Below are 19,529 nucleotides of genomic sequence, written 5' to 3' on the forward strand. Positions count from 1 at the left end.
GATCCCGCAGCTCCGATAGCGGTGTTACAGACGGTTTTTGGTTTGTTGATTCATCATCAGGCCCTTAAACCAAAACTATTCAGAGTATAGTGTGAATAGTCAGCGCATAAAATCCGCGCATCACTTTATAACTGTTCGCTCGATTTGCTGCCTCAGGACTGAGGCAACAAATAACGACTGTGAAAACGCAGATGGTCTTCAATAAAGCTGGCGATAAAGTAGTAGCTGTGGTCGTAGCCTGGCTGAATACGCAGTTCGATGTCAGAACCGCTGATGGTACTGGCTGCCAGCAGGGCCTCTGGCTTTAATTGTTCGGCCAGGAACTGATCGGCATCGCCCTGATCCACCAGGATCGGTAGTGCAGTTTTTTGCGCTGCCAACAACACCGAGGCATCGTAGGCCTGCCAGGTGCTTTCATCCTTGCCTAGATAACCGGCCAGTGCCTTGCGGCCCCAGGGGCAATGGATGGGGTTGCTGATTGGGGCAAAGGCCGATACCGAGCAATAACGACCGCTTTCCCGCAGTGCCATTACCAGGGCACCATGGCCGCCCATCGAATGGCCGGAAATCGACCGCTTGGTACTCAGTGGCAATTCGGCTTCCACCAGCGCTGGCAGCTCTTTGCTGATGTAATCGTACATCTGGTAGTGCTTGGCAAAAGGTGCCGCGGTGGCATTGACGTAAAAACCAGCGCCCAGGCCAAAGTCGTAGGCCCCTTCAGGATCGTCTGGCACGGCATCGCCGCGCGGGCTGGTATCCGGGATCACCAGGGCAATGCCAAGCTCTGCAGCAACCCGCTGAGCACCGGCTTTGGCCGAGAAGTTCTCATCAGTGCAGGTCAGGCCTGATAACCAATACAGGGATGGTACGTCTTGTTGCGCCGTTTGCGGCGGCAGAAACACCGAGAACTGCATCCGGCAATTCAGCACTTTGGAGTCGTGGGCAAAGCGCATCTGGCGGCCGCCAAACAGTCGCTGATCGCTGATTTTTTCTAAGGCTTGCATGCCGGCCTCCTTAAAAGTGGATCACGGTGCGAATCGACTTGCCCTCATGCATCAAGTCAAAGGCTTCGTTGATCCGCTCCAGTGGCAGGGTGTGGGTGATAAAGGTATCCAGTTCGAATTCACCGGCCAGATAACGCTCCACGTAATCCGGCAGCTCCGAGCGACCTTTGACCCCACCAAAGGCAGTGCCACGCCAAACCCGGCCTGTCACCAGCTGAAATGGCCGGGTGGAAATTTCCTGGCCAGCTCCTGCCACGCCGATGATCACCGACTCGCCCCAGCCTTTGTGGCAGCATTCCAGCGCCGAGCGCATCACCTGCACATTGCCAATGCATTCAAAGGAAAAGTCCACACCACCATCGGTCATCTCCACGATCACCTCCTGAATGGGTTTGTCGTACTTTTTAGGGTTGACCACATCGGTCGCGCCAAGCTGCCTGGCGATAGCAAACTTGCTTTCATTGATGTCGATGGCGATGATGCGGCTTGCTTTGGCCATCACAGCACCAATAATGGCCGACAAACCAATGCCTCCCAGGCCAAATACGGCCACGGTATCGCCTGGTTGTACTTTGGCGGTATTCATCACGGCGCCCATGCCGGTGGTGACCCCGCAGCCCAGCAAACAGACTTTTTCCAGTGGCGCACTTTTGTTGATCTTGGCCAGCGAGATTTCCGGCAGCACGGTGTACTCGGAAAAGGTCGAGGTGCCCATGTAATGGTAAATCGGCTTGCCATCTTTGGAAAAACGGCTGGTGCCATCCGGCATCAGGCCTTTGCCCTGGGTAGCCCGGATGGCCTGGCATAAATTGGTTTTGCCGGATAAGCAGAACTTGCATTTGCCGCATTCCGGAGTGTACAGCGGGATCACATGATCACCCACGGCCACCGAGGTGACGCCCTCGCCAACGGCCTCCACAATGCCACCGCCTTCGTGACCTAATATGACCGGGAAAATGCCTTCCGGATCATCGCCAGACAAGGTATAAGCATCGGTATGGCAGACCCCGGTGGCGATGATGCGTACCAGCACTTCACCTTGCTGGGGGGGCATTAAATCAACTTCTTCTATCGAAAGGGGCTGGCCTGGGCCCCAAGCTACCGCCGCACGGGTTTTAATCGGTTGCATACTCTGTTCCTGTAATCAGTGATTTTGTCGTTGTGCTCTAAGTTTAGTGCATTGTAATTTTTTCTGATTGCAGGATAATCTGGCTGTTTATCAAATCAGTTTTGCATATATGCAATAAATGAGGTTGTATGAGTGATTGGCAGGGCATCAGTGAATTTGTTGCTGTGGCCGAGCGGCACAGTTTTACCGCAGCTGCCAGGCAGCTGGACTGTTCGGTGGCACAAGTCAGTCGCAATGTGGCCGCGCTGGAGCACAGGTTAGGTTTAAAGTTGTTGTTTCGCTCGACCCGCAGTGTCACCTTGACCAAAGAAGGTGAGTTGTATTTGCAGCATTGCCGGCATTTGGTTACCGGTTTGCAGGAAGCCAATCAGCTACTGGCTGACTTTAATCAGACCCCGCGGGGCCGCTTGCGTATTACCGCACCGGTGTATTATGGCGAGTACCGCATTGCGCCTTTGCTGCATCAGTTTTTACGGCAGTACCCCGAGCTGGAACTGCAACTGCAGCTCAGTAACGAGCGACTGGATCTGATCCAGGGCAGCTACGATTTGGCGATACGATTGGGGCAGTTGGAGGACTCCAGTCTGATGGCCCGGCGCTTAACCTCCCGTCAGTTGCATCTGGTGGCTGCACCGGCTTACCTGGCAACCGCCGGTACGCCAAAAAATTTGACCGAGCTGCAACATCACTCTTGTTTGCCGGGTACTTTGGATCACTGGCGGTTTCAGGAAGCAGGGAAAGCGGTCAGCTTCCGCCCTCGGGGCCGGGTGCAGTGCAACAGTGGTTTGGCTTTGTTGGATGCTGCCAGCTGTGGCCTTGGCCTGGTGCAATTGCCAGATTATTATCTGAGCACGGCACTTGCCAAAGGCGAACTGATTGAAGTCTTGTCAGAGTTCAGGCCCAAACCCGAAGGGATCTGGGCCTTGTATCCGCAAAATCGTCATTTGACAGCGAGAGTGCAGTTGCTGATAGATTTTCTGCATCAGCAACTGGCGCTTGATGTCAGTTAGTTGGCGGCCTCCAGCACTGCTTGCTGCGTATGGGGCTGGCCAACCACATCGTGGAAGTAGCTCTGTTGCAGCCAGAAAGGGCGCTGTGGCTCGTTGGCCAAATCCACGGCAATATTAAAATTAATCTGGGTAAAAATAGCCCCAAAATCGTAGCGGATGGCACCGTATTCGCGGGTTAAATCGGCAATGGAGTCGGTAGGTTTGTGGTAATGCTTGCTAAAGAAGCTGCCCCAGATGGCGGCTGCATCTTGCTCTGGATCCTGCGACTGAAAGCCGGTCATTAAAAACACCGCTGGAATGCCCTGACGTACCAGCGTGTAGTGATCGGAGCGGGTGAAAATAGCCTGCTCTGGCATCGGATCCGGGCTTAGACGAATGCCTTCCCGGGCGGCGGCACGCTCTACCACCGGGCCAAGTGACGAATGATTGGCACCAAAAGCAATCAAGTCAGCAAACGGATACAGCAACACCGGCATGTCCATATTGACGTTAGCAATCAGGCTCTCAATGGGCCGGGTTGGGTTGTGCGCATAGTAATCCGCTCCCAGCAGGCCTTTTTCTTCGCCGGTCACCACCAGAAATAAAATCGAGCGTTTTGGGGGTTCTGCCAATTCGGTGAACATGCGGGCAGTTTCCAGCAAAATGGCCACACCGGCGGCATTGTCCATGGCACCGTTATTGACTCGGTTGTCGCTACGGACATCCTGGATCACACCGATGTGATCCGAGTGCGCCGTCAGTACCACGTATTCATGACGCAAGCTTGGATCTGAGCCAGGTAACACCGCCACCACATTGGGGCTACTGATGTCGTCATGCGTGGACTGACGGCTTAAGGTGGCGCTGATATTGAGCTCAAAGCCCTGTGGCATTTCTTTAGCATCCAGCATGGCAAAAATAGTGCTGAGTGGCGTGGTTGCTTCGGCAAACAAGGCTTCCGCCGCTTCATGATGCACATAAGCACCACCGCGTAGCTGGCGCTGCACACCACCTGGCTGGCCATCGCTATCCAGCCAGCGCATCGAAGGGGTATTCAGATACAGGATACTGTTGGCATAGGGACGCATCGCCTCTCGCTGCGGCGTATGAATGGTAATGATGCCCACAGCGCCTTGCTCGGCAGCAAAACGACTGCGCTCACGGCCTAAATGGGCGGCTTCTTCGCTGGGAATATGCTCTGGCAGACCCGGCAGCATGATGGCGATTTTACCGTTCAAATCCAGCCCCTGGTAATCGTTGATGCCAAATTCGTCCGAGATCAGGCCATAACCGACAAACACCAGCGGCGCTGTAATGCTGGACTCGGTGGCAACCGGATCGGCACCGCTGAAAAAAGCTTTCGGGTAGGCCAGCTCCTGATCGCCATCGGCCGTGTGCAACACCATGCGGGCACTGTTCGGTACCAGGCGGCTGCTGCGTAGCGGCACCCGTTGATAGAAGGTGCCGTTATCACCGGCTGGCTCAAGGCCCAGGGCTTGCAGCTGAGTGGCAATGTACAAGGAAGCAATTTCATGACCACGACTGCCGGTGTCACGGCCTTCCAGCTCATCCGAGGCCAGAAACAGCATATGGCCTTCAATGGCAGCGGCACTGGCTTGCGGCTCAAGCTGCTTAACGGTTGAAAGCGAGCTGCAGCCAAGCAATAACACTGAGGCTGCAGCCATCAGACTAAGATATTTCATAATAGAAACCTGTGTGGGTAATGAGCGGTTTATAACCTGGCCCGACAGCGAAAGACCAGTCAGAATCGGTCAATCGCCAAGCAGTTACGCCTGATGACGTGGTGTGGCGACAATGGCCGCCAGCAACTGATGGTAATCGCTGATGGCCGGGTACTGTTCAATAGTTCGCAGAGCTTGTTGGCTGTCCGGGTTGGCGACCGCCAGCAGGTGGCGGATGCCAAACTCCTGAGCGGCTTGCAAAATGGGCAGGCTGTCATCCACGAACAGGGTTCGCTCAGGATCAAAACCGAGCCGGTCCTGCAGCTTTTGCCATAAGGCCCAGCTTTCTTTAGTGACACCAAATTCGTGGGTGGAAATCAATTGCTCGATGTACTTGGCCAAATCGGTATGCTCAATTTTCAGCGACAAGCTATCCGGGTGGGCATTGGTCACCAGTACAATGTGGCGGCCGCTATCTTTTAAGGCCGATAAAAACGCTGGCACATCATCGCGCATGCGGATTTTATCCATCACTTCGCGTTTTAACTCGGTGATTGGCAATTGCAGCCGCTTGCCCCAGTAATCCAGACAGTACCACTCCAGCTTACCGGTCAGCTCGGCGTATTCAGCCCGTAACTCTGCCTTGGCTTGTTCCACGCTGCGGTCCGTCAGCTCGGCCCAGCGTCGTGGCAGATGCTCCAGCCAGAAGTAGTTGTCAAAGTGCAGATCCAGCAGGGTGCCATCCATATCCAGCAGCACGGTATCAATTTGATCCCAGTTCAGCATCGTTTTTTCCTGTCATTCGTTTTATCATGGGGCAGAGCGCATCGTTGCTTAGGCAACAGCCGCCTGGCGGCGCTATTGTAACAGAGGGAAGCGGATGGCTGAATCAAAGCAGACAAAACAAGCACCAGAGATCCTTCATCAGGAAGTGGTGGCGCAAAGCCGGCTGTTTAAAATTGAGCAATTACAACTGCGTTTTAGCAATGGTGAAGAGCGGCTGTATGAACGCATGCGTGGCACTGGTCGTGGCGCCGTGATGGTGGTGGCCATGCCGGATCCGGAGCATTTTTATCTGGTGCGCGAATACTGTGCCGGTACCCATGATTATCAATTGGGTTTTCCAAAAGGTCTGATCGACCCGGGCGAAGATCCTTTGGTTGCGGCCAACCGTGAATTGAAAGAAGAGATTGGTTTTGGTGCCAGGCGTTTGATCCCGTTGAAGTCGGTGGCACTGGCTCCGGGCTATTTTAATGCTACAATGCATATAGTGCTGGCGCTGGATTTATTCCCGGAGCAATTGACTGGCGATGAACCCGAACCGCTGGAGCAGGTCAGCTGGCCCCGGCACCATCTGGACGAGCTGCTGCAGCAGGTTGACTTTACCGAAGCCCGCAGTGTAGCCGCTCTTTTTCTGGCAGACGCTTACCTGGCAAGGAATCCCGATGTTTTTGAGCTCACTGCTTGAACCGATCAAAACGGCAGCCAAAGAGGCCGGCGATCGGCTCTGGCAGCTGTATCAGAGTGGTGATTATCAGCAAGAAACCAAAGACGACCAGAGCCCGGTGACCAGCGCCGATCTGGCCGCCAACGACATCATTATGCAGCACCTGCAGGTGCTGACTCCAACTATCCCCATTATTTCTGAAGAAGTGCAGTTATTGCCGTTGGCAAAACGCCAGCACTGGCCGCGCTATTGGCTGATTGATCCGATGGATGGCACCCAGGAATTTGTTGCCCGTAGCGGTGATTTTGCCGTCAGTATTGCTTTGGTAGAGCATGGTTGGCCGGCACTTGGGGTGATTTACTGGCCCAAGGAACAAGTGCTGTATTACGCCACTCGTGGCCATGGTGCCTTCAAACAACAAGGCTCTAAAATCCGCCGCATTCAGGTGCATCAGCATCAGCAACCCGACCCCTTGCGGGTAGCGGTCAGTCGGCGCCAGGCCCGTGAACCCATCGAGCAACTGTTACCGCATGGCCAACAGGTGCACTACATTCCGCTTGGCAGCTGTTCGCTAAAAAGCTGCCTGGTGGCGGAAGGTAGTGCCGATTGTTATGTCCGGCTGGGACCAACGGGTGAATGGGATACCGGCGCTGTGCATATTATCGTCGAAGAAGCTGGCGGCAAAATTCTCGATAGCAGCTTTGCACCACTCAGTTACAATCAGCGCGAAAGTCTGGCCAACCCGAACTTTGTGGTGATGGGGCAGGCGGATTTACCCTGGCCACAATTGATACAACCCCAGTAAACTTTCAGCCCTTGCAACAAAAAAATGCGCATGCTTATGCAGTAAATCCGCATAGGCCGCGGCCTGCCTTGGTTAGCGCCGATTTGGCTGCGATCAAAACCTATCTTTTTGGCAGCAAAAACGGTATCATGCGCGGGTGTTTTTTAGGCAGCGGAGCTGCCGGCACCTTGAAAGATGAACGTTGAAGTCCGCCTAGAGACTGCACCCTACACCTACAGTACCCTTAGGAGCCTACATCATGTCCGATTTGGATCTGAGCCAATACGGCATCACCGATGTCACGGAAGTCGTATATAACCCCAGTTACGACCAGTTGTTTGCGGAAGAGACGCGTGCGGATCTCGAAGGTTATGAGCAGGGGAAAGTCACCACCCTGGGCGCCGTAGCCGTGGATACCGGTATCTTTACCGGCCGTTCCCCGAAAGACAAATACATCGTCCGTGACGACACCACCCGCGATACACTGTGGTGGGCTGATCAGGGCAAAAACGACAATAAGCCGATTTCGCCGGAAGTCTGGGCCGATTTAAAAGGCCTGGTTACCCAGCAGCTGTCTGGCAAGCGTTTGTTCGTGGTGGATACCTTCTGCGGTGCCAACCCGGACACCCGCTTATCGGTGCGTTTTATCACCGAAGTGGCCTGGCAGGCGCATTTCGTCAAGAACATGTTTATTCGTCCAAGCGACGACGAACTGAAACATTACACGCCGGACTTTGTGGTGATGAACGGTGCCAAGTGCACCAACCCGAACTGGCAGCAGCATGGCCTGAACTCCGAGAACTTTATTGCCTTTAATCTGACCGAGCGCATCCAGCTGATTGGTGGCACCTGGTACGGTGGTGAGATGAAAAAAGGCATGTTCTCACTGATGAACTACTATCTGCCACTGAAAGGCATTGCCTCGATGCATTGCTCAGCCAATGTCTGTGAAGACGGCAACGTGGCGGTGTTCTTCGGTTTATCCGGTACCGGCAAAACCACCCTGTCAACCGATCCGAAGCGTAAGCTGATTGGTGATGATGAGCACGGCTGGGACGACGATGGCATCTTCAACTTTGAAGGCGGCTGCTACGCCAAAACCATCAATCTGTCGCAGGAAAACGAACCGGATATCTACCAAGCCATTCGCCGTGATGCCCTGCTGGAAAACGTCACGGTACGTGACGATGGCAGCGTTGATTTTGACGATGGCTCGAAAACCGAGAATACCCGGGTGTCGTACCCGATTTACCACATCGACAACATCGTCAAGCCTGTATCCAAGGCCGGTCATGCCAAGAAGGTGATCTTCCTGACGGCCGATGCCTTTGGTGTCTTGCCGCCGGTTTCAAAGCTAACCAAAGAACAAACCAAGTACCACTTCCTGTCTGGCTTTACTGCCAAACTGGCGGGTACCGAGCGTGGCATTACCGAGCCAACACCTACCTTCTCCAGCTGCTTTGGTGCGGCTTTTTTAAGCCTGCACCCAACCAAGTACGCCGAAGTATTGGTGAAGCGGATGGAAGCGGCCGGTGCAGAAGCTTACCTGGTGAATACCGGCTGGAATGGTACCGGCAAGCGGATCTCCATCAAGGCAACCCGTGCCATCATAGATGCCATTTTAGATGGCAGCATTGAAAACGCTGAGTTTATGCAGTTGCCATACTTTAATCTGGCCGTGCCGACGCATCTGCACGATGTGGAAGATGGCATTCTGGATCCACGCAACACCTATGCCGATGCGGCCCAGTGGGATACCAAAGCCAAAGATTTGGCCCAGCGTTTTATCAACAACTTCGAGAAATTCACCGACAACGACGAAGGCAAAGCCCTGGTCGCTGCCGGCCCGCAGTTGTAAGCGTTAGCGCAGAATAAAAAAACGCAGCCTGGTCGCTGCGTTTTTTTATGCCTGCTGTTGCGGCAAAAAAACGGCGCCCTCAGGCGCCGTTTGCTAGCTGAGAACCATTAATCCAGCTGGGTTTTCAATCCGCGACGAATTAACAGCGCGTCGGTGGTTGGTTCCTGGCCACGGAACTGAATGTAGGATTCCATGGTTGGCCGGGTGTTACCCACTTCCAGTATGTTTTTGCGGTAGTGATCACCGTTCTCACGGGTTAAGCCACCACGGCTTTGCACGAAGGCAAAGGCATCGGCAGCCAGAATTTCACTCCACATGTAGGCGTAGTAACCCGCCGAGTAACCACCGCCAATCGAGTGATTAAAGTAAGTGGACTTATAACGTGGTGGGACGGCAGGCAAATCAACACCGTATTTTGCCAGCGCAGCGGCTTCGAACTGCTCGACATCCTGCAGTGGGGCATCAGCGCTTAGCATATGCCACTCCATATCCAGGAAGGAAGCAGCGATGTACTCCAGCGTGTCGAAGCCTTGGTTGAAGCTGCGTGACTGCATGATTTTTTCCAGCAGCTCGTCTGGGATAGGCTCACCGGTTTCATGGTGTTTGGCATAATTAGCCAGTACTTCCGGATGGGCGGCCCAATCTTCTTCAAAGGTAGACGGGAATTCTACAAAGTCACGTGATACAGCAGTACCTGCCAGGCTCGGGTACTTCACATTGGAGAACATACCGTGGATACCATGGCCCAGCTCATGGAAGATGGTGGTGGTGTGATCGTAACTGATCAGGGTTGGCTCGCCTTCCGGTGCCTTTGGAATGTTCATCACATTCACCACCACCGGCTTAGAACCAAGCAGGTGCGATTGGGTCACAAAAGCAGTCATCCAGGCACCACCACGTTTGCCTTCGCGGGCAAAGTAGTCGGCGTAGAAAATCGCCAGGCTGGTGCCGTCGTGATCAAACACCTCGTAGGCTTCCACATCCGGATGGTAGACCGGCAGATCTGGCCGTGGCTCGAAACGAATACCGTACAGGCGGTTCATGGTGTAGAACGCGCCGTCATGTAGCACGCGGTTGAATTCGAAGTACTGCTTCACTTCGTTTTCATCCAGATCGTATTTTTCCTGACGCACCAGTTCGGCGTAGTATTCCCAGTCCCAAGGTTGCACGTCAAAATCGCCACCGTGACGACGGATCATTTCCTGAATGTCGGCTTGTTCCTGCTTGGTATTGGCAACCACGGCCGGTACCATGCTGGTCAGCATATCCAATACATTTTGTGATGTTTGCGCCATGGTATTTTCCAACTGATACTCAGCCCAGTTGGTGTAGCCCAGCAACTGGGCCCGCTCGGCGCGGATTTGCGCCAGGCGCGATACGATAGGCCGTACATCATGGTCACCCTGAGTACCGCGGAAGGCTGAAGCCTCCCACACCCGCTGACGCAGTTCACGGTTGTTCAGTGAGGTCAGAATTGGCTGGCGGGTGGTATTGGTGATGCTGAGCAGGTATTTGCCTTCATGGCCCGCAGCTGTTGCGGCATTGGCAGCGCTACGAATTTGACTCTCAGACAAACCATCCAGCTCGTCGGCACTATCGACAATCACAGCGATTTCACGGGTGATTTGCAATTGTTTTTGCGAAAACTCGGTGGTCAGGCGGGAGTGCTCTTCGTTCAATGCGCGGATTTTCACTTGTTGCTCTTCGGTTAAGGTAGCACCAGAGCGTACGAAGCGATCGTAAGAAATATCCAGCAAACGGGCCGATTCGGCATCCAGCCCCAGATTTTCGCGCTGGTTGTAAATGGCTTCTACCCGGGCAAACAACGCCGGGTTCAGGCTGATATTATCGGAGTGAGCCGATAATTTAGGCGACAGTTCGCGGGCAATTTCCCGACGCTTTTCATTGCTGTCGGTACCTGACAAGTTAAAGAATACCCGTGATACCCGTGTCAGCATGTCACCGCTGCGCTCCATGGCGACAATGGTGTTTTCAAAGGTCGCTGGTTCCGGGTTGTTGGCGATGGCTTCGATTTCAGCCATGTGACGCGCCATGCCTTCTTCAAAGGCTGGAATAAAGTGGGCGTCATCAATCAAGCGAAAATCTGGGGCTTCGTATTGCAACGCAAACGGCTGGAAGAAAGGATTATCGCTGATCACATCTACCATGGCTTCAACAGCAGTATCGGCAGATAAGTCGGCTGGGGTACTTGGTTGTTCAGAGCAGGCACTTAAAGCCAGTGCTGCACCAATTGCAGTAGCAATTAGGGTCTTGCGCATAATGGTTCTCCTTCGGGACGAAGTCTGTGAATGCATCGTTTTATTTTTTAAGGTACCTGTTCGTGAATGCACGACAAGACGAGCAGGTGATCTGGTCGAGTATGCCAAAAAAAATGGCAGAAATCATGTTTTACCGTCAATCAGCAGGTGCCGCGAGGTTAACGGCTTTTTTAGCGTAGCCGCTTAACGGCATGGTGAGATAAAAGCAGCTACCATGGGGCTGTAACGGCTGGTACCCGATGTCACCATCCATTGCCAGCATCAGCGAGCGGGCAATGGCAAGGCCAAGGCCAGAACCTTGCTGCAGCTTGTTATCGGCGCTGTCGGCCTGGGCGAACTTCTGAAACAGGGAGGGCTGAAAATGTTCTGGCACACCCGGGCCCTGATCCATCACGTCAAGCCGGACTTTGTTCACATCCAAACTCAGCCGCAGCACTACAGTGCTATCGCGCGGTGCGTATTTGATGGCATTGGACAGCAAGTTGGTGATGACCTGCTGCAATCGCAGCGGATCTGCCCGCACCTGCAGGGCATGCTCCCTGGTCTCCAGCTTCAGCTGCAGTCGATTTTCAGCTGCCAAAGGCCGGTTTTGTTGCAAACATTGCTCAATAAGCTCGACCAGCACGATAGGTTGCAGCTGGAAGCGCATTTTGCCAGCTTCCAGCCGTTCCATATCCAGCAAATCATTAATCAGGTGGGTGAGCTGATTGCAGTTGTCGTAAGCCGTTTGCAGCAATTGCTGCACTTGTGGACTGACCGAACCCATCACCCCGCCCAGTACCAAGCCAATGCTGCCATTAATAGCCGTCAGCGGTGTGCGTAGCTCGTGGCTGACGGTGGAAACAAACTCATTTTTCAGACGATCCACTTTATGCCGCTCTGTCATATCCCGCAATAAAATGACGTTTTTTATCAGCTGGTTAAACTCAATTTCAGAGCGAGACAACTCGAGTGGGAAGGGTTGATCGAAGCGGTTGCGTCCCTCGGTTTTGGCGACCTTACTTGGGGTGTTGGTGGCCAGCAGCAGTTGGTGTTGCTGTTGTGGGTCATCCAGCAGGGACGACCAGTGCACGCCTTCCAGCTGCTGCATGCTCAGGCCAAAAATATCAGCCGCTGCCTGGTTAATGCGCTCAATATGACCATGAACATCGGTGGTGATGATGGCATCGGCCACGTTGTCCATCACCGTACTGAGATACTGTTGTTGCACCTGCAGTTCACGGCTGGATTGCTGCAGTTGCTGGCGGGAAAAGGTCAGCCAGCTAATCAGCGCAAACAACAGCAAGGTCACCGAGTAACCAACCAGCCGGATTTCCGTGGTACGGCCTTTGAGCGGATCGCTCGAGCGAATGGCCAACTGCCAGTTGGCGCCGCGAATGGTGACATCCAGCAAAAGACTGTCGTCATAAAACAGCGCATTACTGCCAACAAAGCTTTCACTGAAACGGCCATTCTCCAGCCGGGTGCGCAGTGCAGCTTCAATGCCATAGCGATCCATGATCAGTTGCAGCTCGTGCCATAGTTCGGTAGGGTCCACCACGATGCTGATAATGCCCCAGTACTGGTCGTCAATAAACACCGGTAAGCGGTGAATAAAGCCAATACCGCCCTGCAGCAGCTGTACCGGGCCTACCAGCCTTGCTTTCCTGCTTTCGATAATCGCTTGTACTGCAGGCCATTGTTCTGGCAGGTCGGGGTAATAAAGACCAACAGCGGCTTCGTTGCCTTCAAGAGGGTAGACATACGTCAGCCTATTGCCGGGGGCGACGCCAATATTACGGATGTACTGCCCCAGCTCCACCAGCTCTGGCAGCAGCAGATTAAACTCAGTAGCAGAGACCTCACCTTTATTGGCCTGCACATAAGCGGATAAACCAAAGGTCAGGTACAAAGCCCGGTTAAGCTCAGTTTCCAGAAATGAACGTAGATGGCCGGCATTGGCCACTTGCTGTTCCAGCTGCTGGCCTTTGGCATAAGCAACATCCTGCCGCACCAAATTCTCGGTAATCAGCACGCAAGCCACTAAACACAGTAGTAGTAACAGCCATTGCCAGTAAGACAGCAGTTTTCCTGAGGGTTCCATGCAGGCTCCGATGCAAGATTACGCCTTAGCATAGCGGTTCAGCAGCGCTTCGAAAAGACAAGCCTGAAAATACTCCTGCTGGGGTAGTACCTCCAAAAAGATGTAAAGATGGCTAACAATCCAACTAAGGTAGGGTTGAACCTGAAGCAGGAATGCAGGAAAATGGCGCCGCCAGGCCAAATGGCTGTCTTTCCATCCAGAAATCGGCTTTTGATTGGAAGCTGGCTAACCTCTGTCAGAACTAGGTTCGACATGACTTTATTACTGATATTACTGCTGCCCATCCTTTTCCTACCGGCTCCTTTGGTGCTGCGTCATGCCCCGCGGGCTGCGGTCGTGTCGGCACTGCTGGCGCCGGCCATTATCTTTTACCTGTTGCTGCAGTTACTGCCAGCGGTGCTGGCGGGTCAGGTATTGCTGTTTCATTACGATTGGATCCCGGCACTTGGGCTGGCGGTCTCCTTGCGGCTGGATGCGCTGGCGGCTCTGTTTGCGCTGTTAATCAGCGGTATTGGCATCAGCGTTATTTTCTATGCCCACCATTATTTTGCCGGTAAACCGGATGCACCGCGCTTTTTTGCCATGATCCTTGGTTTTATGATGGCGATGCTTGGCATCGTGTTGTCTGAGAACCTGCTGTTTATGCTGGTGTTCTGGGAAATGACCAGCCTGATTTCTTTCTTATTGATTGGCTTTTATGGCCAGAAGCAGATTTCCCGTCGTGGCGCCCGTTTGTCGTTGTTTATTACCGGCGGAGGTGGCCTGGCGTTGCTGGCGGCCATCTTGCTGATGGGCTCGATTGTGGGCAGCTTCCAGCTCAGTGATATTCTGGCTGAACGAGCCCTGCTGCAGCAACACAGTGTTTTCCCTTGGATCCTCGGTTTGTTTTTAGTGGGAGTCTTTACCAAATCGGCGCAGTTTCCCTTTCATTTGTGGTTGCCGCATGCCATGTCGGCGCCAACACCGGTATCGGCCTATCTGCACTCGGCCACCATGGTCAAAGCCGGTATCTTTTTGATGATGCGGCTTTACCCGGTATTCAGTGGTGCCGAAGTTTGGTTCTACTGGGTGGTGGCTATCGGCTTTATGACCTTGTTGGTTGGCTCCTTCGTGGCGATTTTTATGCACGATATGAAGGGGCTGCTGGCGTATTCCACCATCAGTCATCTCGGTCTGATTACCTTACTACTGGGCTATGGCAGCGAAGCCGCCCTGACCGTGGCAGTGTTCCATTTGATCAATCATGCCCTGTTTAAAGCACCGCTCTTTATGATGGCTGGCAGTATTGATAAAGCCGCTGGTACCCGCGATCTACGGCAAATCAATGGGTTGGCGTGGCATTACCCATGGCTGGCTGTGCTCAGCTTTATTCCTACGGCCGCGATGGCTGGTTTGCCGTACCTGAATGGTTATTTCAGTAAAAAGCTATTTATTGTCGAGAGCTTTCAAAGTACCGACTCAGGTTGGTTAGCTGTGCTTATTCCGGCGCTGGCGATTCTGGGTGCTGCTTTCTCGGTCGGTTATGCCATCCGGTTGTTTCACAATACCTTTTTCAATGGCAAACCTCGGGATATTCCAAACTGGCCTTTACCGGCTATCAGTGGCTGGGTCTACCTGCCGCTGGCTTGCTTTGCGGCGCTGTGCCTGTGGATTGGCTTTTGGCCCGAGGTGCTGCTGCATCAACTGGTACAGCCGGTGGTGCAGGCGGCACAGGGCAATGTCGCCCTGACGACCGATTTCAGCCCTTACGATTTGGCGATCCTGCAGCAGCACCCCTGGCTGACCACCATTTCTATGCTGACCTTTGCCGGTGGTCTGGCGGTGTACAGCGCCCGCAAGGCATTGTTTGCCTGGCACGCCGCTTTGCCAACCGTGGATGCTAAGGATATTTTTGAAAGTCGTATGCAGTGGCTGATTGCGCGTTCTCAGCAAGGTGTGCATCTGGTTGAGAATGGTTCCTTGCAGCGCTATGTAATTTATCTGGTGTTAACGGCGTTGGTCTTTACCAGCTGGCCACTGTGGCAGTTACAGCAATGGCGCGGTGAGCTTGCCCTGATGCCGGTAGACGCTATGTCTGCTGGCGCCTTGATACTGTTGATGGTGATGGCCATTTCAGTGGCCGTGTTGCATCGGCAGCGCCTGATTGCTTTGCTCTTTACCGGTGCCACCGGCCTGCTGATTACGGTTGGTTTCGCGCGGTTTTCGGCACCGGATCTGGCGCTGACTCAGTTCTCGGTCGAAGTCATGGCGATTTTCATCATGATGCTGGCGCTGTCTTTTTTGCCACAAAGCTCGCCACAAGAGAAAGTTCGCTATCGGGCAAAGCGGGATGCCGTGGTAGCTACAGTCGCTGGTATTGGCGTGGCGGTGCTGAGCTTTGCCGTGATGACGCGGCCGCAGCAGAGCATTTCCGACTACTTCTTAGCCAACAGCGTGCCGGGTGGTGGCGGCAGCAATGTGGTCAATGTGATCCTGGTGGATTTCCGTGGCTTCGATACCCTTGGCGAGATAGCGGTACTGGCCATTGCAGCGCTGGCGGTATTTGCCTTAACCCGTAACCTGCGTTTAAAAGGCCATAGCCCCAGTGCAGAGCACATCGATGCCTGGCATGGCTATGCTCAGCCTTACCCGCTGATCCTGCGTACTCTGGCCAGGCCTTTGCTGCCAATGGCCTTGCTGGTATCGGCCTATATCTTTTTGCGTGGCCACAACCTGCCAGGTGGCGGCTTTATCGCCGGCCTGATTACCGCAGCCGCGCTGAGCCTGCAATACGTGGCCTGCGGCATTCGCTGGGCCCAGGTACGGATGCTCACTCAGTTCCGGCCGCTGATCGGCGCTGGCTTGTTGATTGCTGGCCTGACTGGCCTTGGCAGCCTGCTGTTTGATCACCCCTTCCTGACCAGCTGGTTTAGCTACTTCGAACTGCCTGTGATCGGAAAGTTTGAGCTGGCAACTGCCTTGCTGTTTGACCTTGGGGTCTATGCCACTGTAGTGGGCTCGACCATGCTTATTCTGGCCAATATGGGCCGCCTGATGACCATTCATGGCCCAGGTAAGGAGATCGGCTGATGGAAGTTTTGGTGGCCCTGATGCTGGGCGTGTTAACCACCTGTGGTGTCTACCTGGTGCTGCGGCCGCGTACCTTTTCGGTGGTGTTGGGGCTGACCATGTTGTCGCATGCCGTCAACTTGTTTTTATTTAGTATGGGGCGTTTGCACAGCAATGCGCCGGCAGTGATAGGTGCGGCACAGCAGCATGCCGATCCGCTGCCACAGGCACTGGTGCTTACGGCCATTGTGATTAGCTTCGCCATGACTGCCTTTGTGGTGGTGCTGGCGCTGCGTTCAGCACTGGAGTTACGCAACGACCATGTGGATGGGGTCGATAAGGAAGAGGAGCCCATCTGACCATGCATCTGATGATACTGCCTGTGCTTATCCCCTTGTTTGCCGGTGCGCTGCTTACGCTGTTGTACGGCCTGTCGATGCGTCAGCAGCGGGCCTTAAGCCTGCTTAGCATTCTGGGCCAGTTGCTGGTGGCGCTGCTGTTGATGCAGCAGGCGCTGAGTGGCGATTACTTTTTCTATCAGCTCGGCAACTGGCAGCCGCCTTTTGGCATTGTGTTGGTGCTGGATCAGCTGAGCGCTATGATGCTGCTGCTGTTGGCGGGCCTGGCTTTGTTCAGCACCTTGTACGCCTGCGTGGGAGATGATCGCAAAGGCGCGCACTTTCATGCCTTAATTCAGTTTCAGCTGCTCGGTTTAAACGGCGCTGTGCTCACCGGGGATCTGTTTAACCTCTTTGTGTTTTTTGAAATTCTGCTGATCGCCTCGTACGCTTTGCTGCTGCATGGTGGTGGCCGCGAGCGCAGCCGGGCCGGTTTGCGTTATGTGATTATGAACCTGGTCGGCTCTGCGTTTTTCCTGATAGCCCTTGGGGTCTTGTACGGCATCACCGGCACCTTGAATATGGCTGATATGGCGGTGAAAGTGCAGCAATTACCGGCTGCAGACCGGCCCCTGATCCATGCGGCTGCCGCACTGTTGCTGGTGGTGTTTGGCATCAAGGGGGCTTTGTTGCCACTGTTGTTCTGGTTGCCGCGAGCCTATGCCGCTGCCGCCGCGCCGGTGGCGGCCTTGTTTGCGGTGATGACCAAAATTGGCATCTACGCCATGATCCGGGTGTTTTATCTGGTGTTTGGCGGCGAGGACGGCATCCACCTTAGTTTATGGCAATGGTTATGGCCACTGGCGCTGGCCACCATGGTGATTGGCGCTATCGGTGCCTTGGGCGCCCGCAGCCTGCGCGGTTTAACCGCCTGGATGGTGATTGTCTCGGTTGGTACTCTGATGGCGGCCATTGCGGAAGCCAGCATTCCGGCGCTGGCCTCAGCTTTGTTGTATCTGTGCCACAGCACCCTGCTCACCGCCACCTTTTTCTTACTGGCGGATCTGGTGCAGCGTTACCGGCCCGGCCCACGAGATTACTTTGTGACCGGCGCCAGGGTTCGGCATCCGGTGCTGCTTGGCGCCTTGTTTTTCACAGCCGCCGTTGCCTTTGCCGGCTTGCCGCCGTTATCGGGCTTTATCAGCAAAGTCTGGCTGCTGAGCAGTGTCACCAGCTTTTGGGGCTATGCGGTGTTTTGGCCGCTGTTGCTGGCGTCGAGCCTGGTGATTATTGTGGCACTGAGCCGGGCCGGCAGTGCCCTGTTATGGCGGCAAAGTAAGCAGGAGCCACTGCAAGCCAAAGCGCCGGCCAGCGCAACCTCGCTGGTGGTCTGTTTGCTGACGCTGAGTGTACTGTTCAGTGTGTTGGCCCAACCCCTGATGACCTTTGCTACCAGCACGGCCACACAGATCCTGACCACCGAACGTTATCTGCATGCTATTCCACTGGGGGGCGGGCTATGAAAAACTCAACGCATCATCCACGTAAGCTTTTACCGCACCCCCGTTTTAGCGCTTTTTTGCTGGTGCTGTGGTTGTTGATGGTAGAAAGCATCGCCATGTCACAAATTCTGCTCGGCCTTGGCCTGGCCTGGCTCATTCCGTTCAGTACCCAGCAATTTTGGATCGAGCAGTCCAGCATGCATCATCCGTTGTTGATGTTACGTTATGCCGGCCGTTTCGCCGTTGATATTGCCCGCTCCAACTTACTGGTGGCTTGGCAAATCGTCAGCCCGGTGGAACGGCTGCAGCCTGGTTTTGTTTGCTACCCACTAAGCCTGCGGGACGATTTCGCCATCACCATCCTGGCCAGTACCATCACGCTCACGCCGGGCACGGTATCAGCCCATATCAGCCGGGATAAAAAAACTTTATTGCTGCATGTACTGCACCTCAAAGACGAAGCGGCGCTGATCCATGAGATCGCCGAGCGCTATGAAAAACCGTTAAAGGAGATCTTCCAATGCTAACCTATGCGGTTTATATCGCCCTGCTGCTGTTTGCTGCTGCCATCTTGCTCTGTCTGTACCGGCTGTTAAGGGGACCGGACATTGTCGATCGCATTCTGGCGCTGGATACACTGGCCATCAACCTGATCGCCATTATCGTGCTCACCGGGATTCTGATGGGCAGCAACATTCTGTTTGAAGCCGCTTTGCTGATTGCCTTAATGGGGTTCATCAGCACGGTAGCGCTAACCCGTTACCTGTTGCGCGGCGACTTGATTGAATAGGAGGTAGCGATGTTTCTGGTTGAACTGATCATCAGCCTGTGTCTGGTGTTTGGTGCCCTGATTGCTTTTATCGGCGCGCTGGGGCTGGTACGGCTGCCTGATATTTACAGCCGGCTGCATGGCCCAACCAAAGCCAGTACCCTTGGCGTTGGTGCCACCTTGTTTGGCTCTTTTTTAGTGTTTACCTTTTTCCATGATGGCATTAGCATGCAAGAAGCGCTGATTACCGCCTTTATTTTTACCACAGCGCCGGTCAGTGCCAACATGCTGGCCAAGGCCGCTCTGCATCGGCAGCTGCCCTGGGTGAAAGGCACCCAAAACCCGCCAAAGCCCGTTGGCAATGGTGCGGAGCAGCAATCGGCGGAAAATTAAGCATCCCGCTGCAAAGCCAGCCAACAGCGCTGGACAAAGCATCGGTTATTCCCTACAATCTGCGCCTGCATTCATGCAGCCCATGATGCACCCGTAGCTCAGCTGGATAGAGCGCTGCCCTCCGGAGGCAGAGGTCTCAGGTTCGAATCCTGACGGGTGCGCCAAAACAAACAACCGCCATTTCGGCGGTTTTTTGTTTTGTTGTACCCTCAGATTTGAACCTC

Annotated in this window: 16 protein-coding genes and 1 tRNA gene; 11 read left to right on the forward strand and 6 right to left on the reverse strand. The window is 54.2% G+C overall.

The annotated features are described in order from the left end of the window. Positions 1-152: 152 nt before the first annotated feature. Positions 153-1,004 (reverse strand): S-formylglutathione hydrolase, encoded by an 852-nt coding sequence (gene fghA, locus BLW37_RS14445; protein ID WP_091344092.1) that lies wholly within the window; start codon positions 1,002-1,004, stop codon positions 153-155. 10 nt (positions 1,005-1,014) lie between these two features. Then, a complete protein-coding gene (locus BLW37_RS14450; RefSeq protein ID WP_091344094.1) occupies positions 1,015-2,133 on the reverse strand; it encodes an S-(hydroxymethyl)glutathione dehydrogenase/class III alcohol dehydrogenase in 1,119 nt (372 codons plus the stop codon). 128 nt (positions 2,134-2,261) lie between these two features. Here BLW37_RS14450 and BLW37_RS14455 point away from each other — a divergent pair, with 128 nt between their 5' ends. Beyond that, a complete protein-coding gene (locus BLW37_RS14455) occupies positions 2,262-3,143 on the forward strand; it encodes a LysR family transcriptional regulator (protein ID WP_091344096.1) in 882 nt (293 codons plus the stop codon). On the opposite strand, the gene BLW37_RS14460 is transcribed toward BLW37_RS14455, so the two are convergent. Both BLW37_RS14460 and yrfG read right to left on the reverse strand, forming a co-directional pair. Then, positions 3,140-4,825, reverse strand: coding sequence for a M28 family metallopeptidase (locus BLW37_RS14460; protein WP_091344098.1), 1,686 nt, complete (start codon positions 4,823-4,825; stop codon positions 3,140-3,142). The genes BLW37_RS14455 and BLW37_RS14460 overlap by 4 nt on opposite strands. 84 nt (positions 4,826-4,909) lie before the next feature. Further along, positions 4,910-5,590 carry a GMP/IMP nucleotidase gene (gene yrfG / locus BLW37_RS14465; protein WP_091344100.1) on the reverse strand — a complete coding sequence of 227 codons (681 nt, stop codon included), beginning with the start codon at positions 5,588-5,590 and terminating at the stop codon, positions 4,910-4,912. 94 nt (positions 5,591-5,684) lie between these two features. On the opposite strand from yrfG, the gene nudE reads away from it, so the two are divergent. The 3 genes from nudE to pckA all read left to right on the forward strand — a co-directional run bounded on the left by nudE (position 5,685) and on the right by pckA (position 8,893). After that, positions 5,685-6,272 (forward strand): ADP compounds hydrolase NudE, encoded by a 588-nt coding sequence (gene nudE, locus BLW37_RS14470; RefSeq protein ID WP_091344102.1) that lies wholly within the window; start codon positions 5,685-5,687, stop codon positions 6,270-6,272. Beyond that, the gene (gene cysQ, locus BLW37_RS14475) at positions 6,250-7,056 is read left to right on the forward strand and encodes a 3'(2'),5'-bisphosphate nucleotidase CysQ (RefSeq protein ID WP_091344104.1); all 807 of its coding nucleotides are present in this window, start codon (positions 6,250-6,252) and stop codon (positions 7,054-7,056) included. The genes nudE and cysQ overlap by 23 nt, the downstream gene beginning before the upstream one ends. Before the next feature lie 238 nt (positions 7,057-7,294). Beyond that, positions 7,295-8,893 carry a phosphoenolpyruvate carboxykinase (ATP) gene (gene pckA / locus BLW37_RS14480; protein ID WP_091344106.1) on the forward strand — a complete coding sequence of 533 codons (1,599 nt, stop codon included), beginning with the start codon at positions 7,295-7,297 and terminating at the stop codon, positions 8,891-8,893. A gap of 107 nt (positions 8,894-9,000) precedes the next feature. On the opposite strand, the gene BLW37_RS14485 is transcribed toward pckA, so the two are convergent. Together BLW37_RS14485 and BLW37_RS14490 are read right to left on the reverse strand one after the other, a co-directional pair. Continuing rightward, positions 9,001-11,172 carry a M3 family metallopeptidase gene (locus tag BLW37_RS14485; RefSeq protein WP_091344108.1) on the reverse strand — a complete coding sequence of 724 codons (2,172 nt, stop codon included), beginning with the start codon at positions 11,170-11,172 and terminating at the stop codon, positions 9,001-9,003. Positions 11,173-11,308: 136 nt separating this feature from the next. Beyond that, positions 11,309-13,255: an ATP-binding protein gene (locus BLW37_RS14490; protein ID WP_091344110.1), complete on the reverse strand. Its 1,947-nt coding sequence runs from the start codon at positions 13,253-13,255 to the stop codon at positions 11,309-11,311. Between the two features lie 252 nt (positions 13,256-13,507). Between BLW37_RS14490 and mbhE the strand changes: the two genes are divergently transcribed. From mbhE to BLW37_RS14525, 7 genes are all read left to right on the forward strand, one after another. Continuing rightward, complete coding sequence (gene mbhE, locus BLW37_RS14495; RefSeq protein WP_091344111.1) at positions 13,508-16,324, forward strand: hydrogen gas-evolving membrane-bound hydrogenase subunit E; 2,817 nt, start codon at positions 13,508-13,510, stop codon at positions 16,322-16,324. After that, positions 16,324-16,662 carry a Na+/H+ antiporter subunit C gene (locus tag BLW37_RS14500; protein WP_091344113.1) on the forward strand — a complete coding sequence of 113 codons (339 nt, stop codon included), beginning with the start codon at positions 16,324-16,326 and terminating at the stop codon, positions 16,660-16,662. The genes mbhE and BLW37_RS14500 overlap by 1 nt, the downstream gene beginning before the upstream one ends. 2 nt (positions 16,663-16,664) lie before the next feature. Then, positions 16,665-18,164 (forward strand): monovalent cation/H+ antiporter subunit D, encoded by a 1,500-nt coding sequence (locus tag BLW37_RS14505; RefSeq protein ID WP_091344115.1) that lies wholly within the window; start codon positions 16,665-16,667, stop codon positions 18,162-18,164. Beyond that, entirely contained in the window at positions 18,161-18,670 is a 510-nt protein-coding gene (locus tag BLW37_RS14510; protein WP_091344117.1) for a Na+/H+ antiporter subunit E, read from the forward strand. Before BLW37_RS14505 ends, BLW37_RS14510 begins: the two co-directional genes overlap by 4 nt. Further along, complete coding sequence (locus BLW37_RS14515; protein WP_091344119.1) at positions 18,664-18,933, forward strand: K+/H+ antiporter subunit F; 270 nt, start codon at positions 18,664-18,666, stop codon at positions 18,931-18,933. The genes BLW37_RS14510 and BLW37_RS14515 overlap by 7 nt, the downstream gene beginning before the upstream one ends. Positions 18,934-18,942: 9 nt before the next feature. After that, a complete protein-coding gene (locus BLW37_RS14520; RefSeq protein ID WP_091344121.1) occupies positions 18,943-19,305 on the forward strand; it encodes a Na+/H+ antiporter subunit G in 363 nt (120 codons plus the stop codon). 87 nt (positions 19,306-19,392) lie between these two features. Beyond that, positions 19,393-19,469 (forward strand) — tRNA-Arg (locus BLW37_RS14525). The last annotated feature ends 60 nt before the right edge of the window (positions 19,470-19,529 follow it).

Origin of the sequence: Alkalimonas amylolytica (assembly GCF_900107845.1) — a bacterium.
GTDB classification, from domain to species: Bacteria; Pseudomonadota; Gammaproteobacteria; order Enterobacterales; family Alteromonadaceae; genus Alkalimonas; species Alkalimonas amylolytica.